The sequence below is a fragment of the Sphingomonas oligophenolica genome, from assembly GCF_006438955.1.
GTDB lineage: Bacteria > Pseudomonadota > Alphaproteobacteria > Sphingomonadales > Sphingomonadaceae > Sphingomonas > Sphingomonas oligophenolica_A.
Genome location: NZ_RCZK01000006.1, coordinates 1 through 15,124, shown reverse-complemented (window position 1 = coordinate 15,124; position 15,124 = coordinate 1). Strand labels below are relative to the sequence as shown.

General features: G+C 66.1%; 14 protein-coding genes and 1 pseudogene. 9 read left to right on the top strand and 6 right to left on the bottom strand.

Features of this window, described 5'->3' with window-relative positions; all coding sequences use genetic code 11:
- Positions 1 to 8: 8 nt before the first annotated feature.
- Entirely contained in the window at positions 9 to 1,361 is a 1,353-nt protein-coding gene (locus tag EAH84_RS08800) for a cryptochrome/photolyase family protein (protein WP_140870794.1), read from the top strand.
- A gap of 100 nt (positions 1,362 to 1,461) precedes the next feature.
- On the top strand, positions 1,462 to 2,649 hold the full coding sequence (locus EAH84_RS08795) for an SAM-dependent methyltransferase (RefSeq protein WP_241656536.1): 1,188 nt from the start codon (positions 1,462 to 1,464) through the stop codon (positions 2,647 to 2,649).
- A gap of 85 nt (positions 2,650 to 2,734) precedes the next feature.
- Here the strand turns inward: EAH84_RS08795 and EAH84_RS08790 are convergent, their stop codons facing one another.
- The gene (locus EAH84_RS08790; RefSeq protein ID WP_140870788.1) at positions 2,735 to 3,445 is read right to left on the bottom strand and encodes an SDR family NAD(P)-dependent oxidoreductase; all 711 of its coding nucleotides are present in this window, start codon (positions 3,443 to 3,445) and stop codon (positions 2,735 to 2,737) included.
- A 15-nt stretch (positions 3,446 to 3,460) separates the two neighbouring features.
- On the bottom strand, positions 3,461 to 4,918 hold the full coding sequence (purF, locus tag EAH84_RS08785; protein WP_140870785.1) for an amidophosphoribosyltransferase: 1,458 nt from the start codon (positions 4,916 to 4,918) through the stop codon (positions 3,461 to 3,463).
- A gap of 131 nt (positions 4,919 to 5,049) precedes the next feature.
- Here purF and EAH84_RS08780 point away from each other — a divergent pair, with 131 nt between their 5' ends.
- Genes EAH84_RS08780 through EAH84_RS08760 form a run of 5 tightly spaced genes read left to right on the top strand, consistent with a single transcriptional unit; the run spans position 5,050 to position 8,461 of the window.
- Positions 5,050 to 5,301, top strand: coding sequence for a Rho termination factor N-terminal domain-containing protein (locus EAH84_RS08780; protein WP_140870783.1), 252 nt, complete (start codon positions 5,050 to 5,052; stop codon positions 5,299 to 5,301).
- Positions 5,302 to 5,343: 42 nt separating this feature from the next.
- Entirely contained in the window at positions 5,344 to 5,703 is a 360-nt protein-coding gene (hisI, locus tag EAH84_RS08775; protein WP_140870780.1) for a phosphoribosyl-AMP cyclohydrolase, read from the top strand.
- A complete protein-coding gene (locus EAH84_RS08770) occupies positions 5,700 to 6,197 on the top strand; it encodes a hypothetical protein (RefSeq protein WP_140870777.1) in 498 nt (165 codons plus the stop codon). The genes hisI and EAH84_RS08770 overlap by 4 nt, the downstream gene beginning before the upstream one ends.
- 32 nt (positions 6,198 to 6,229) lie before the next feature.
- Complete coding sequence (locus EAH84_RS08765) at positions 6,230 to 6,655, top strand: MerR family transcriptional regulator (RefSeq protein ID WP_140870774.1); 426 nt, start codon at positions 6,230 to 6,232, stop codon at positions 6,653 to 6,655.
- A gap of 3 nt (positions 6,656 to 6,658) precedes the next feature.
- The gene (locus tag EAH84_RS08760; RefSeq protein ID WP_140870771.1) at positions 6,659 to 8,461 is read left to right on the top strand and encodes an acyl-CoA dehydrogenase C-terminal domain-containing protein; all 1,803 of its coding nucleotides are present in this window, start codon (positions 6,659 to 6,661) and stop codon (positions 8,459 to 8,461) included.
- 150 nt (positions 8,462 to 8,611) lie between these two features.
- Here EAH84_RS08760 and EAH84_RS08755 read toward each other — a convergent pair whose 3' ends face one another.
- Genes EAH84_RS08755 through EAH84_RS08745 form a run of 3 tightly spaced genes read right to left on the bottom strand, consistent with a single transcriptional unit; the run spans position 8,612 to position 12,143 of the window.
- The gene (locus EAH84_RS08755) at positions 8,612 to 9,946 is read right to left on the bottom strand and encodes a cell wall hydrolase (RefSeq protein WP_140870768.1); all 1,335 of its coding nucleotides are present in this window, start codon (positions 9,944 to 9,946) and stop codon (positions 8,612 to 8,614) included.
- Positions 9,946 to 10,866: a cysteine synthase A gene (cysK, locus tag EAH84_RS08750; protein WP_140870765.1), complete on the bottom strand. Its 921-nt coding sequence runs from the start codon at positions 10,864 to 10,866 to the stop codon at positions 9,946 to 9,948. Before cysK ends, EAH84_RS08755 begins: the two co-directional genes overlap by 1 nt.
- A complete protein-coding gene (locus EAH84_RS08745) occupies positions 10,863 to 12,143 on the bottom strand; it encodes an MFS transporter (RefSeq protein WP_140870764.1) in 1,281 nt (426 codons plus the stop codon). Before EAH84_RS08745 ends, cysK begins: the two co-directional genes overlap by 4 nt.
- A gap of 154 nt (positions 12,144 to 12,297) precedes the next feature.
- Between EAH84_RS08745 and pdhA the strand changes: the two genes are divergently transcribed.
- Both pdhA and EAH84_RS08735 read left to right on the top strand, forming a co-directional pair.
- Positions 12,298 to 13,335: a pyruvate dehydrogenase (acetyl-transferring) E1 component subunit alpha gene (pdhA, locus tag EAH84_RS08740; RefSeq protein ID WP_140870761.1), complete on the top strand. Its 1,038-nt coding sequence runs from the start codon at positions 12,298 to 12,300 to the stop codon at positions 13,333 to 13,335.
- Positions 13,335 to 14,747: a pyruvate dehydrogenase complex E1 component subunit beta gene (locus tag EAH84_RS08735; RefSeq protein WP_140870758.1), complete on the top strand. Its 1,413-nt coding sequence runs from the start codon at positions 13,335 to 13,337 to the stop codon at positions 14,745 to 14,747. Before pdhA ends, EAH84_RS08735 begins: the two co-directional genes overlap by 1 nt.
- 24 nt (positions 14,748 to 14,771) lie before the next feature.
- Here the strand turns inward: EAH84_RS08735 and EAH84_RS15970 are convergent.
- Positions 14,772 to 15,124: pseudogene (locus EAH84_RS15970) on the bottom strand (TadE/TadG family type IV pilus assembly protein); the annotation flags it as partial.

The window sequence follows — 15,124 nt, the reverse complement described above, 5'->3', positions numbered from 1 at the left end:
AGGAATTGATGCCCACCCCCGTCATTCTCTGGGTCCGTCAGGATCTCCGCCTCCGCGACCAGCCCGCGCTCGTCGCCGCCGCGCATGAAGCCTCCGTCATCCCGGTCTATATCCTCGACGACGACGCGCCCGGCACCTGGCGGATCGGCGCCGCGCAGCGTTGGTATCTCCACCAAGCGCTCGACGCGTTCGCCGCGTCGCTCAAGGACAAGGGCAGCCGCCTGATCCTGCGGCAGGGTGACGGCGTCACGGTGCTGAAGGCGCTGATGAAGGACACCGGCGCGACCCGCATCCACGCGATCCGCCACTACGAACCCTGGTGGCGCAAGGCGGAGGAGGCACTCGGCGACGCGCTCTGCCTCCACGACGGCAATTACCTTGCGCCGGTCGAGGACATCACCACCGGCGCGGGCACCCAGTACAAGGTCTATTCGTCGTTCTGGAAGGCGCTGGCCGAGCAGATGCCGCCCGGCGATCCGCTCCCCGTGCCGCACACGATTCCCGCGCCCGAGCAATGGCCGGCCTCGGATACCCTCGCCGACTGGAAGCTGCTTCCGACCCAACCCGATTGGTCGACTGGTTTCGACATCTGGGACGCGGGCGAGGACGCCGCCCACCGCGCGGTCGATCGCTTCGCGCGGATCGCCGACGATTACGACGGGGACCGCAATCTCCCCTCGATCGAGGGTACCGCGCGGCTCTCGCCGCATCTCCATTTCGGCGAGATCAGCCCGCGCGACATCTGGCGCACGATCGACGGGCGCGGGCAGGGCGTGCAGACTTTCCGCAAGGAACTCGCGTGGCGTGATTTCACCGCGGGCGTGATCGTCGAACTGCCCGACTATGCCGATGCGAACGGCCGCCCCAGGTTCGACCAACTACGCTGGCGGTCGTCGAAATCGGACCTGACGGCGTGGCAGCAGGGCCGCACCGGCTACCCGATCGTCGATGCGGGGATGCGCCAGCTCTGGACCACCGGCTGGATCCACAACCGCGTCCGGATGATCGTCGCAAGCTTCCTCGTGAAGCACTTGCTGATCGACTGGCGCGAGGGCGAGAAGTGGTTCTGGGATTGCCTCGTCGATGCCGATTACGGCAACAATAGCGTCAACTGGCAATGGGTCGCGGGGACCGGGGTCGATTCGAACATGTTCAGCCGGATCATGGCGCCGCTCAGCCAGTCGGAAAGGTTCGATGCGGCGGGCTATATCCGCGCATTCGTCCCCGAACTGCGCGACGTGCCCGACGCCGCGATCCACGATCCCGAGGAAGCAGGCTGCAAGCCCAACGCCTATCCGGCCAAGATCATCGGCCACCGCGAAGCGCGCGAACGCGCACTGGCCGCGGTGAAGAACGTCTGACCGGTCCACCCTTCCGGGCTTTCCTACACCGCCCTGCTGCGCCATGGACGGCGCGATGAATGCCGGGGGCTCGATCGATCAGGAAAACAACCGCGGCACCATGATCGCGCGCGCGCTCGCGCCCGTGTTCCACCATTTTCTCGACCGGATCGACGCCGGGCTCGCCGAGGGTGGGATCGACGCGCATCTGCCCGACGGAACCCATCGCCTGCTCGGCGGGCGCCAGCCGGGCCCGCTGCCGGTGGTCACGATCCATCGCTGGCGCGCGCTCGTCCGGCTCGCCACTGCGGGGTCGGTTGGCTGGTATGAGGGTTGGGCCGCGGGCGACTGGTCGAGCCCCGATGCCGTCCCGCTGTTCGATCTGTTCATGCGCAACCGCGTGTCGCTGGGACGGTCGGCGCGGGCAGGGGGATGGCAACGGCTGGCATTGCGCGGCTGGCACGCGCTCCGCCGCAACAGCCGCACTGGTGCACGGCGGAACATCGCCGACCATTACGACCTCGGCAATGATTTCTACCGCGCGTGGCTCGACGCCGGGCTGACCTATTCGAGCGCCATGTTCGCGCCCGGCGATACGATCGAGGCGGCGCAGGCGCGCAAGCTCGCCGCGATCCTCGATCGCACCGCGACCGCGCCGGGCGACACGATCCTCGAAATCGGCTGCGGCTGGGGATCGTTCGCCGAATGCGCCGCGCAGCAGGGACGCCGCGTCCACGGCTTGACGCTGTCGACCGAACAGCGCGACGCGGTGCTCGCGCGGATTGCTGGGGATGGCCTCGATGGCGTCACCGTCTCGCTGATCGATTATCGCGACGTCATCGGCACCTATGATGCAGTGGCGAGCATCGAGATGGTCGAGGCGGTCGGGCAGCGGTTCTGGCCCGCCTATCTCGACACGATCGCGCGCGTACTCAAACCCGGCGGTCATGCCGCGATCCAGTATATCGCGATCGCCGACGACGTGTTCGATGCCTATGCCGCGAGTGTTGATTTCATCCAGCGCTATATCTTCCCCGGCGGCATGCTGCTCAGCGAAAGCCGTTTTCGCGCGCTTGCCGAGGCGCGCGGTCTCGCCTGGACCGACCGCGTCCCGCTCGGCCAGGATTATGCCGAAACGCTCCGCCAGTGGCGCGACCGCTTCGACGCCGCCGACCGCGACGGGCGGCTACCCGCGCGGCTCGACGCCCGGTTCAAGGCGCTGTGGCGCTATTACCTGATGTATTGCGAAGGCGGCTTCCGTGGTGGCGGCATCGATGTAGCGCAGGTGACGTTGGTGAAGTCCCCCTAATAAAGTTCGTGCTGAGCCTGTCGAAGCACTTGGTGGCCACGCCCTTCGACAAGCTCAGGGCGAACGGAAGCTGGGTGCGGTCGTCTCAATCCACCCGCTCGCGATGCCCCGCCGCGAATCCGTCCATCGCCAGCGCCACGATCCGCGCCGCCACCGTTTCGGGCGGCTTCACTGAATCGGGATCCTCCCCCGGATAGGCTCGCGCGCGCATCGCGGTCCGCGTCGCCCCCGGATCGACGATCGCGGTCCGGATCTTGGAGATGTCGCACGTCTCGTCGCCATAGGCGCCGAGCAATGTCTCGAACGCCGCCTTCGATGCGCCGTACGCCCCCCAATACGCGCGTGGCTTGAGCCCGACGCTGGAGGTCACCCCGATGACCTTGCCCGCCGCCGCCTTGCGCAGCATCGGGTCGAATGCCGCGATCAATGCGACCTGCGCGCTGACGTTGAGTGTCAGCAGTTGCGCGAATTCCTTAGGATCGATCGCGGGTACCGCCGACAGACTGCCCAGCATCCCCGCATTCAGCACCATCACGTCGAGAGCCTGCCAGCGGCCCGAAATCGCGGTCGCCAACTTGGCGATACTGTCGGTCTGGGTCAGGTCGAGCGGCGCGATCGTCGCTGAGCCGCCCGCGTCGAAGATCGCCTGTTCAATTCCCTCCAGCGCCTTGGCGGTGCGCGCGGTCAGCACGACATGCGCGCCCGCGGCGGCGAGCGCGGTGGCGGTCGCGGCGCCGATCCCGCGGCTGGCACCGGTGACGAGCGCAAGCTGCCCGGCGAGAGGCTGGTCGGTCATGGTAACTCCGTGGGTCTAGATGACGCGTTCGGCGAGCAACGCGAACTGGTCGACGGTGACGGTATCGTCATGGTCGGTCAACGTGGTCGGATAATCGCCCGTAAAGCAGGCGTCGCAATATTTGGGGCGGATGTCGGCGCGGTGCGCCTCGCCGAGCGCCTTGTAGAGACCGTCGATTGACACGAACGACAGGCTGTCGGCGTGGATGAAATCGGTCATCCCCGCAACGTCGAGCTTATATGCGAGCAGCTTCGAGCTCTCGGGGGTATCGACGCCATAGAAGCACGAATGCCGCGTTGGCGGGCTCGCGATCCGCATATGCACCTCGGCCGCCCCGGCATCGCGCATCATCTGCACGATCTTGAGACTGGTGGTGCCGCGGACGATCGAATCGTCGACCAGGATCACCCGCTTGCCCTTGATCAGCGCGCGGTTGGCGTTGTGCTTCAGTTTGACGCCCAGGTGACGGACCTTGTCGCCAGGCTGGATGAAGGTCCGCCCGACATAGTGCGAGCGGATGATGCCGAGTTCGAACGGGATCCCCGATTCCTGCGCATAGCCGATCGCGGCGGGGACGCCCGAATCGGGCACCGGAATGACGAGATCAGCGTCGACCGGCGATTCGATCGCGAGCTGCGCGCCGATCGCCTTGCGGACGGTATAGACCGACTGGTCCCCCGCGATCGAATCGGGGCGCGAGAAATACACCCATTCGAAGATGCAGGGGCGCGGCGCGAGCGGCGCGAACGGCTTGATCGAGCGGATTTCCGTACCCTGGACGATGATCAACTCGCCCGGCTCGACCGAACGTTCGAAGGTCGCGCCGACGACGTCGAGCGCCACCGTCTCGGAGGCGAAGATCACCGCGCCGTCCAGCTTGCCCATCACCAGCGGCCGGATGCCCAGCGGGTCGCGGCACGCGATCATCCCTTCGGGGGTCATGACGACGAGCGAATAGGCGCCCTCGACCTGCTTCAGCGCGTCGATGAACCGGTCCATCAGCGTGCGATAGCTGCTCGTTGCGACCAGGTGGATGATCGTTTCGGTATCGCTGGTCGACTGGAAGATCGATCCGCGCCGGACGAGGTCGCGGCGCAGCTTCATCGCGTTCGAGATATTGCCGTTGTGCGCGATCGCGAAGCCGCCGGTCGACAGGTCGGCATAGAGCGGCTGGACGTTGCGCAGCGCGGTCTCGCCGGTCGTCGAATAGCGGACGTGGCCGCACGCGACATCGCCGGGCAGCGCGCGGATGATCTCGTCACGATCGAAATTGCCCGCGACATGCCCCATCGCGCGATGGGTGTGGAAATGCGCGCCGTCGAAGCTGGTGATTCCCGCGGCTTCCTGCCCGCGATGCTGGAGCGCGTGGAGCCCCAGCGCGACGAGCGCCGCGGCACTGTCGCTGCCGGACACGCCGAACACCCCGCACTCTTCACGGAGTTTGTCGTCGTCATAGGGGTTCGTGGTCAGCATCGTTGCGGTCGCTCGCTCAGGTAGCGCCGCTGCCTATAGGGGCAGGTGCGCGCATTGTCGCCCTTTGTCATGACGATCGGGAGCGTTCCGTCGCGTCGCGGGTTTTCGCTCGATCGACACGGAGACATAGGATGGCGCAGGACCACGGCAACCAGATCAAGGACGACACGCTCTACGAAGACCTCCGCAAGCAGGGCAATTCGAAGGAGAAAGCTGCCCGGATCGCCAATGCGAAGGCCGCGGGGACGCTCGATCACCGCGGCACCAATCTCGAGGACCGCACCAAGGACGATTTGATGGACGAGGCACAGGAGATCGGGATCGAGGGCCGTTCCACGATGGACAAGACCGAACTGGTCAAGGCGATCCGCGACCAAGGCTAGCGGGAGCTTCCGCACCGGCGCTGCGCGGGTTAGGGATCGCGGATGACCGATCTCCGCGAAACCGAATTGGTGCTGGACCCGAAATACGACGCCGCCGGGCTGATCACTGCGGTGGTGACCGATGGCGCGGGCGCGCTGCTGATGGTGGCGCACATGAACGCCGAGGCGTTGGCCGCGACCCAGGCGAGCGGCGAGGCGCATTTCTTCTCGCGCAGCCGCCAGCGGCTGTGGAAGAAGGGCGAGACGTCGGGCAACGTCCTGCGCGTCGTCGAGTTGCGGATCGACTGCGATCAGGATGCGCTGTGGGTGATCGCCGATCCCGCCGGCCCCGCGTGCCATACCGGTGAGCCGAGTTGCTTCTACCGCCGCGTCGAGGGCGGGTCGCTCGTCCGATTGCCATGACGCGGGCGTCCGCGTTGACGATATTGCTGGCAGTGGCGGCATGCGGTCCGGCCCCGGACCGCACGGCGAGCAATAGCGCCGGCGCAGCGCTCGAAGCCGCCGCCACCCGCACGGGGCTGATCGTCGATCCGACCCGCGTCAATCTCGTCGGGGCCTGGGCGCGCGACACCGATCGGGTCTGCGTTGTTCCCGCCGGGCCGTCATCTTACCGCATCGGCGCGCTCGTCGATTACGGCCCGGCGCAGGGCTGCGCCGCCAGCGGCACCGCCGAACGCCAGGGCGACCGTGTCGATATCCGTTTCGGCGATTGCCGGTTTCGCGCGCAACTGGTCGGCGACCGGATGGTGTTCCCCGCCACCATGCCTCACGCCTGCCACGGATTGTGCACCGGGCGCGCCTCGCTCGCCGCGCTGACGGTCGAGCATCTCAGCGCGTCGCGGTCGGAGGCGGTGACGCTGCGCGCGCCCGATCGCACCCCACTCTGCCCTGGTTGACGTTAACGTAAAGCTGACCTAACAGGCGGGGCATGGCGAATGCACCTGCCTATGCCGTCGTCGCCCCGCGACCGGACTGCGACCGTTTCTCGATCTCCGATCTCTGCACGGAATTCGACGTCACCGCGCGCACGCTGCGCTTCTACGAGGACGAGGGGCTGATCGCGCCCGAACGCCGCGGCACCCAGCGCCACTATTCGCATCGCGATCGCGCGCGGCTGGCGTGGATCCTGCGCGGCAAGCGGGTTGGCTTCAGTCTGGGCGAGATTCGCGAGATGATCGACCTCTACGACGTCGGCGACGGGCGGCGGACCCAGCGCCAGGTCGCGATCGACCACAGCCGCGCGCGGATCGCGCTGCTCGAACGCCAGAAACACGATCTCGACGCCGCGATTCTCGAACTCACCGAATTCGTCGGCGTGCTCGAAGCCGGGCGCGCCCAGGACCATGAAGGATAATCGATGCCTGAGTACACGCCCCCCGTTCGCGACACGCGCTTCGTGCTTGACCACGTCGTCGGGCTCGATCGCTACGCTAACCTCCCGGGCTTCGAAGCCGCGAGCCCCGACGTCGTCGATGCGGTGCTGGAGGAAGGCGGCAAGTTCGTCGCCGAAGTGCTATTCCCGCTCAACCAGTCGGGCGACCAGCAGGGGTGCACCCGCCACGACGACGGCAGCGTGACGACCCCCGACGGGTTCAAGGAGGCGTATCGACAGTTCGTCGACAGCGGCTGGGCGACGCTCGGCAACCAGCCCGAATATGGCGGGCAGGGGATGCCCCACGTCGTCTCGACCGCGTTCCAGGAATATATGATCTCCGCCAACATGGCGTTCGCCATGTATCCGGGGCTCACGCACGGCGCGATCGCGGCACTGATCGCTAAGGGCAGCCCCGAACAGCAGGCGATGTACGTCCCCAAGATGGTGTCGGGCGAATGGGGCGGCACGATGAACCTCACCGAGCCGCAATGCGGGACCGACCTCGGCCTGATCCGCACCAAGGCGGAGCCGCAGGCCGATGGCAGCTATGCGATCACCGGAACGAAAATCTTCATTTCGAGCGGCGAGCACGACCTCACCGACAACATCATCCACCTGGTCCTCGCCAAGACCCCCGGCGCGCCCGATTCGTCGAAAGGCATTTCGCTGTTCGTCGTGCCCAAATTCATGGTCAACGCCGACGGTACCCTGAGCGCGCGCAACGCGGTCAGCTGCGGGTCGATCGAGCATAAAATGGGGATCCACGCCAATTCGACCTGCGTCATGAACTATGACGGCGCTACGGGCTGGCTGGTCGGCGACGAGATGAAGGGGCTCGCGGCGATGTTCATCATGATGAATGCCGCGCGGCTCGGGGTCGGGCTCCAGGGGCTCGGGATCGCCGAGGTCGCGTACCAGAACGCGGTCCATTATGCGCACGATCGGCGCCAGGGCCGCGCGCTGACCGGGCCGAAGGACCCGCAGGAAAAGGCCGACACGCTGTTCGTCCATCCCGACATCCGCCGGATGCTGATGGAGGGCAAGGCGTGGACCGAAGGGCTGCGCGCGCTGTGCCTGTGGGGTGCGCTTCAGGTCGATCTCGAACATGTCGCGGCATCGGACGACGATCGTCAGCTGGCCGCCGACCTGATCGGCCTCCTCACCCCCGTCATCAAGGGCGTCGGCACCGACAAGGGCTATGAGATCGCGACCACCGCGCAACAGGTCTATGGTGGCCATGGCTACATCCAGGAATGGGGGATGGAGCAATATGTCCGCGATGCCCGGATCGCGATGATCTACGAGGGCACGAACGGCGTCCAGGCGATGGACTTGGTCGGGCGCAAGCTCGCGCAGAATGGCGGCCGCGCGGTCCAGGCGTTCTTCAAGGTCGTCGCCGACGACGTCGCCGCGGCGCAGGGCAACGAGGCGGTTGCAGGCCTCGCCACCGCGCTCGAAAAGGCGAATGGCGAGCTCCAGGCCGCGACGATGTGGTTCATGGCGAACGGGATGAAGAACCCCGATAATGTCGGCGCGGGCGCTTATGCGTATATGCACCTAATGGGGATCGTCGCGGTCGGGGTGATGTGGCTGCGGATGGCGACCGCCGCGGCATCGCTGAAGGCCGCAGGGGAGGGCGATACCGCTTTCCTCGACGCCAAGCTCGTCACCGCGCGCTTCTTCGCCGAACGGGTGATGCCGCGCGCGGGCGCGCTGCGCCGCGAGATCGAGGGCGGTGCCGATTCACTCATGGCGCTGCCGCCGGAGATGTTCGCGGCGGCGTAGCGCGCGATTGACGTTACATCGATCAAGACCCTGACCCGTTCGCCCTGAGCTTGTCGAAGGGCTTGAATCTCACGCGCTTCGACAAGCTCAGCACGACCGGGGCTCTGGCGAAGCATCGCGCCTCCTGCAAACTCGAGGTGCTAACCGCCGTTACTTGGCGGGCGGTGGCGCGGGCTTGGCCGGGCGTTGCGCCGTCGGCGTGCTCGCGTCCGGCCGGATGAGTTCGGACTTAGGCACCAGCAATTTCCCCATCCGCCGCACGCCTTCCAGCTCCAACGTCGGCCTGGGCAACTTGCTGGTGTCGGGCCGGGGCAGCGTCGTCTCGACCGGCTGCGCGGTTAGATACACCTGGACTTTCATGCACTGCGTCTTGTCCGGCCGCTTGACCTGCTGGCAGTTCCACAGCGCCTTTTCGTAGGCTGCGGATCGGTCGCGCAGATAGCTGAAGGTCATCGTCGCGATCTCGCTCGCCGACAGCGGCAGCGCGTTCGGGGTCTTGCCCGCATCCGCCCAGGCCGAATATTTGCAGTAGAGCCGCTCGCCGCACGCGCGCGCGGCGAGCGCGGGAAAGGTTTCGGGCACCGCGCCATGCGGTAGCGTGACGAGGAAACTGCTGGCGTCGCTCGACATCGCCGCGGGCGGGGTCGGTTCGAGCAGCGTCGCGGCATCGTCGAGCGCACCCGCCGCCTGGTCCAGCGCCAGCCCCATTTTATGCGCGTCGGACCACGCCGCCAGCTGGCGTTCGACGGGCTCGTCACTCGACGGGGTCCGGTTGAACGCCGCAGGCGTGCCCCACCAGCCGGTCCAACGGAAGAACAAATGGGTATGGACCGCGGCGACTTTGTCGAGGCTCGACTGCCAATAGGGAACCACCCAGTCGGTATGATAATGCGTCGACTGGCCTACCGACTTGTAGACCGAGCCGTCGAGCGCCGCCGCCGCAATCCCAGCCGCGCGTTTCCATCCGGTTTCGGATGGCTTGCGCGCCAGCGCGCCGTCGCAGGTGAAGGTGAACTGACACCCCGTGCTGCGTTCCGATCCTTCAAACACCACCCCGCACAACGTCTTGGGAAACGCGGGATGCCGCAACCGGTTGAGCACGACCTGCGCCACCGCCTGTTCGCCCACCGCGTCGTCGCCCGCCTCGTACAGCACCGCGGCCGTCAGGCAGTCGGTCGCGCGCGCCAGGTTGGCGGCATCGCCCTTGAAATGGAAGGGCCGGGCAGCGGGATTGGGCGCGGTCGAAAACGGGATGGTGTCGTTGAACGCCCGCGCGTCCTCGGGCGGCAGATCGACGAGCGCCATCGGTTCGACGACGGGGACTTCCGCCTTCGGCACGACGCGCTGCGGCACGACGACAAGCTTGGGCGGCGGCGGGATCGCCGGAGGGTCGGCAACCACCCACAGCGGCAACGCGATCGCGCCGGTCGCAATCGCGCACAGGGTCGCGCGCAGCCCGATGCCGCGCGACGGAGAGTCTGCCATCACGCCTCCGGAAGGAAATCCGGGACTGACAGATAGCGTTCGCCGGTGTCGTAATTAAACCCGAGAACCCGTGCGCCGTCGGGCAGGTCGGGCAGCTTCTGCAGGATCGCCGCGAGCGTTGCGCCCGAACTGATCCCGACCAGCATCCCTTCCTCCGCCGCGGCGCGGCGCGCCATGTCCTTGGCGACCGCGGCGTCGACCTCGATCACCCCGTCGATCGACTGGGTATGCAGATTCTTGGGGATGAACCCCGCGCCGATCCCCTGGATCGGATGCGGCCCCGGCTGGCCGCCCGCGATAACCGGGGACGCGGCGGGCTCGACCGCGAAGACCTGAAGCTTGGGCCAGACCTTCTTCAGCGCTTCGGCAACGCCGGTGATATGGCCCCCGGTGCCGACCCCGGTGATCAGCACGTCGATCGGATCGTCCGCGAAGTCGTGCAGGATTTCCTGCGCGGTCGTCTTCACGTGGACGTCGATATTGGCGGGATTCTCGAACTGCTGCGGCATCCATGAATTCGGCGTCTGGTCGATTAACTCGATCGCGCGCTCGATCGCGCCCTTCATGCCCTTTTCCTTGGGCGTCAGGTCGAAGCTCGCGCCATAGGCCAGCATCAGGCGACGCCGCTCCAGGCTCATGCTTTCGGGCATCACCAACACCAGCTTGTAGCCCTTGACCGCTGCGACCATCGCCAGCCCGACCCCGGTGTTGCCGCTGGTCGGTTCGATGATCGTGCCGCCAGGCTTCAACTCGCCCGAAGCTTCGGCCGCTTCGATCATCGCGAGCGCGATCCGGTCCTTAATCGACCCGCCGGGGTTGGCGCGTTCGGACTTGATCCACACCTCGGCATCGGGGAACAGCTTGGCGACGCGGATGTGCGGCGTGTTGCCGATCGTTTCCAGGATGGTGTTGGCCTTCATGGCACAGCGACTCCGTGTTGGGGGGGGATTGCTAGGTTCTCTGGCTGGTCAAAGCTCTTGGCAGCCTTGAGTTCCGGAAACAGCCTGGCCCAGATCAGCGTGACCGTGATCGCGCCGACCCCGCCGACCACCACCGCGCCGACCGGGCCGAGCAGGCTGGCGAGCAGCCCGCTCTCGAATTCGCCGAGTTCGTTCGATGCCGAAATGGTGAGCTGCGACACCGCGCTTACCCGCCCGCGCATCGCATCGGGGGTGTGAAGCTGAATTAGCGACTGGCGGACATAGACCGAAACCATGTCCGCGCCGCCTGCGACGATCAGCGCGACCAGGCTCAGCCAGAAATAGCGCGACACCCCAAAGGTCAGGATCGCAAGGCCGAAGATTACGACCGCCCACAGCATCTTGACCCCGACATTGGTCGTCATCGGGCGAACCGAGAACCAGATCGCGGTCGTCGCCGCACCGATCCCCATCCCCGCGGCCAGGATGCCGAGCCCCTGGCTGCCGACATGCAAAATGTCGCGCGCATAGACCGGGAGCAGCGCGGTCGCGCCCGCCAGCAAGACCGCGAACAGATCGAGCGTGATCGTCGCCAGCACCAGCCGGTTGCGGCGAACATAGGAAAAGCCTTCGACGATCCGCGCGAGCGGGCGGTGATCCTTCTGCACCGGCGGCTGCGGCACCGGTCCGATCAGGAAGATCATCGCCAGTGCGATCCCGAACAGGACGGTCGCGGTCGCATAGGCGACATCGGGATGGATCGCGTAGAGAATGCCGCCCACGCTCGGCCCCGCGATCGTTCCCACCTGCCACGCGATCGAACTTACCGCGATCGCGGTCGGCAGGCTGTCGCGCGGGACCAGATTGGGGGCGAGCGCCGAATAGGCTGGCCCAGCGAACGCCCGCGACACGCCGAACGCCACCGCTGCGCCGAACAGCGCGATCAGCGACAGCCGGTCTGCCCAGGTCAGATAGCCCAGCGTCGCCGCGGTCACGAGCAGCAGCATCGTCGTCAGCCGCACGATCCACCGCCGGTCGACGCTGTCCGCGACCAACCCGGTGATCGGGGTCAGCAGGAACAGCGGCACGAACTGCGAAAAACCGATCATCCCGAGCAGGAATGCGGCTTCCTTGATGCCCATCGTCAGCCGCGCGATGGTATAGACCTGCCACCCGATGACGATCGACATCGCGCTCACCGCGATCGTGCCGGTGAAGCGCGACAGCCAATAGGCGCGGAAATCGGGGATGCGGAATGGATGTATGGGCTTTGCCATCGTGGGTGCGCTTTGGCTGGTGTCCGGCGAAAGGGCAACATGGCTGTACTTGGCGCTGCCCAAGCCGGAACGCGGACGCGGCGTGGGGAATTGATGTTCGCGAAGGTCCGAGCCTATAGGCGTATCTCCTCTCCCCAGGACCCCGAGGTTATTTGTGGCCAAAGCCCCCCGTACCGTCGAACCCCCCAAGCCCAACCGCGAACGCCCCGCCGAGCCCAGCGCGTACGCGGCGACGCAGGATGAACTCGTCCGATTCTACAAGGACATGCTGCTCATCCGCCGGTTCGAGGAAAAGGCGGGGCAGCTCTACGGCCTCGGGCTGATCGGCGGCTTCTGCCACCTCTATATCGGTCAGGAAGCGGTCGCGGTCGGGTTGCAATCGGCGCTGTCGGACAAGGATAGCGTGATCACCGGCTACCGTGATCACGGCCACATGCTGCTGTGCGGAATTCCGCCGCAGGACGTGATGGCCGAATTGACTGGGCGTCAGGCGGGCATCTCGAAGGGCAAGGGTGGCTCGATGCACATGTTCAGCGTCGAGCATAAATTCTACGGCGGCCACGGCATCGTCGGCGCGCAGGTGTCGCTGGGCACGGGACTCGCGTTCAGCCACAAATATGCCGAGGACGGCGGCGTCTGCCTCGCCTATTTCGGCGACGGTGCGTCGAACCAAGGGCAGGTCTACGAGAGCTTCAACATGGCTGAGCTGTGGAAGCTCCCAATCATCTACGTCATCGAAAACAACCAGTACGCGATGGGCACCAGCGTCAACCGCAGCAGCGCCGAGGACCAGCTCTACCGCCGCGGAGAAAGCTTCCGCATCCCTGGTATCCAGGTCGACGGCATGGACGTGCTCGCCTGCCGCGGGGCCGCCGAAGAAGCGCTCGCCTGGGTCCGCGCGGGGAAGGGGCCGATCATCCTCGAGATGAAGACCTATCGCTATCGCGGCCATTCGATGTCCGACCCCGCCAAATACCGCAGCCGCGACGAGGTCCAGGCGGTACGCGACAAGTCCGATCCCATCGAGCACGTCAAGAAGATGCTGCAGGAGGCGGGGATGACGGACGACGAACTCAAATCGTTCGATCAGGAGATCCGCAAGACCGTGAACGAAGCCGCCGATTTCGCCGAACAGACCCCCGAGCCCGATGAGACCGAGCTTTATACCGACGTGCTGGTGGAGTCCTACTGATGGGAATCGAGATCAAGATGCCCGCGCTCTCCCCGACGATGGAGGAGGGCACGCTCGCCAAATGGCTCATCAAGGAAGGCGACGAGGTCAAGTCCGGCGACATCATGGCCGAGATCGAGACCGACAAGGCGACGATGGAATTCGAGGCGGTCGACGAAGGTATCGTCGGCAAGATCCTCGTTGCCGAGGGCACCGACAATGTGAAGGTCGGCACCGTGATCATGACGCTCGCGGGCGAGGGCGACGACGCCACCGCCTCGATCGAGCGACAACCGGAACCCGCCGCACAGGCCGGCAAGGACGACACGCTGGTCGAAAAAGCCGCGGAGCCGGTCCCCCACAAGGTCGAAACCGGCGCGCGCCAGATATTCGAGGCCGCCAAGCATGACGCCGAGGTCACCGATCCGGACGTCCCCGCGGGCACCGAGATGGTCAAGATCACGCTGCGCGAAGCGCTGCGCGATGCGATGGCCGAGGAAATGCGCGCCGACGAGCGCGTGTTCGTGATGGGCGAGGAGGTCGCGCAATATCAGGGCGCGTACAAGGTCACGCAGGGCCTGCTCGACGAATTCGGCGACAAGCGCGTCATCGACACCCCGATCACCGAATATGGCTTTGCCGGCGTCGGCACTGGCGCGGCGATGGGGGGGCTGAGGCCGATCGTCGAATTCATGACCTTCAACTTCGCGATGCAGGCGATCGACCACATCGTGAACTCCGCCGCGAAGACCAACTACATGTCGGGTGGCCAGATGCGCTGCCCGATCGTCTTCCGCGGTCCCAATGGCGCCGCGAGCCGGGTCGGCGCGCAGCATTCGCAGAATTATGCGCCGTGGTATGCCAGCGTCCCCGGGCTGATCGTGATCGCGCCCTATGACGCCGCCGATGCCAAGGGCCTGCTCAAGGCCGCGATCCGCAGCCAGGATCCGGTCGTGTTCCTCGAAAACGAACTGCTCTACGGGCGGACGTTCGAGGTTCCGAAACTCGACGACTGGGTGCTCCCGATCGGCAAGGCACGGGTGATGCGCGAGGGCAGCGACGTCACCATCGTCAGCTATTCGATCGGCGTCGGGCTCGCGCTCGAAGCCGCCGCCAAGCTGGCCGAAGAGGGCATCGATGTCGAGGTCGTCGACCTGCGCACGCTACGCCCGCTCGACAAGGCGACGGTGCTCAAGAGCCTCGCCAAGACCAACCGGATGGTCGTCGCCGAGGAAGGCTGGCCGACGTGTTCGATCGCGTCCGAAATCGTCGCGATCTGCATGGAAGAGGGGTTCGACGATCTCGACGCCCCGGTGATCCGCGTCGCCAACGAGGACGTGCCGATGCCCTATGCCGCAAACCTCGAGAAACAGGCGCTGATCAGCAGCGACAAGATCGTCGCGGCGGTAAAGAAGGTGACGTATCGAAGCTGATCGGCTGCGTGTGCAGTGGGTCGATCAGCATGCCGAGAGTGCGACGTTCTCGTTGTTGTAAATTCGCGACAGATCGCGTCGATCGCGCACCGCCATCGACGCGATCTCGGTGATCGTCGTGCTGGGCGCGCGCGAGCCGAGTCCGATCAGCGGTTTGTACTCATAATACACTTCGACGAACATCGTCGCATTGTCGGGCTGCGCTACCGCCAGCTGGCCCGCCGGGCCGATGCCGTCGAGGTTGGTTTGACCCGCGGTGCCATAAGTGGAGGCGTGGGCGGTCTTGCTGCCGTAGCAGCGCTGCCAGACGATCTTGTATTTGTTGGTCGTGTTGGGATTCGCGACCGGCTCCAGATCGGAGATAATCACGCGCCCAC

Coding starts and splice junctions, on each gene's coding strand:
- EAH84_RS08800 (WP_140870794.1), top strand. CDS start 9: ATGCCCACCCCCGTCATTCTCTGGGTCCGTCAGGATCTCCGCCTCCGC.
- EAH84_RS08795 (WP_241656536.1), top strand. CDS start 1,462: ATGATCGCGCGCGCGCTCGCGCCCGTGTTCCACCATTTTCTCGACCGG.
- EAH84_RS08790 (WP_140870788.1), bottom strand. CDS start 3,445: ATGACCGACCAGCCTCTCGCCGGGCAGCTTGCGCTCGTCACCGGTGCC.
- purF (WP_140870785.1), bottom strand. CDS start 4,918: ATGCTGACCACGAACCCCTATGACGACGACAAACTCCGTGAAGAGTGC.
- EAH84_RS08780 (WP_140870783.1), top strand. CDS start 5,050: ATGGCGCAGGACCACGGCAACCAGATCAAGGACGACACGCTCTACGAA.
- hisI (WP_140870780.1), top strand. CDS start 5,344: ATGACCGATCTCCGCGAAACCGAATTGGTGCTGGACCCGAAATACGAC.
- EAH84_RS08770 (WP_140870777.1), top strand. CDS start 5,700: ATGACGCGGGCGTCCGCGTTGACGATATTGCTGGCAGTGGCGGCATGC.
- EAH84_RS08765 (WP_140870774.1), top strand. CDS start 6,230: ATGGCGAATGCACCTGCCTATGCCGTCGTCGCCCCGCGACCGGACTGC.
- EAH84_RS08760 (WP_140870771.1), top strand. CDS start 6,659: ATGCCTGAGTACACGCCCCCCGTTCGCGACACGCGCTTCGTGCTTGAC.
- EAH84_RS08755 (WP_140870768.1), bottom strand. CDS start 9,946: ATGGCAGACTCTCCGTCGCGCGGCATCGGGCTGCGCGCGACCCTGTGC.
- cysK (WP_140870765.1), bottom strand. CDS start 10,866: ATGAAGGCCAACACCATCCTGGAAACGATCGGCAACACGCCGCACATC.
- EAH84_RS08745 (WP_140870764.1), bottom strand. CDS start 12,143: ATGGCAAAGCCCATACATCCATTCCGCATCCCCGATTTCCGCGCCTAT.
- EAH84_RS08735 (WP_140870758.1), top strand. CDS start 13,335: ATGGGAATCGAGATCAAGATGCCCGCGCTCTCCCCGACGATGGAGGAG.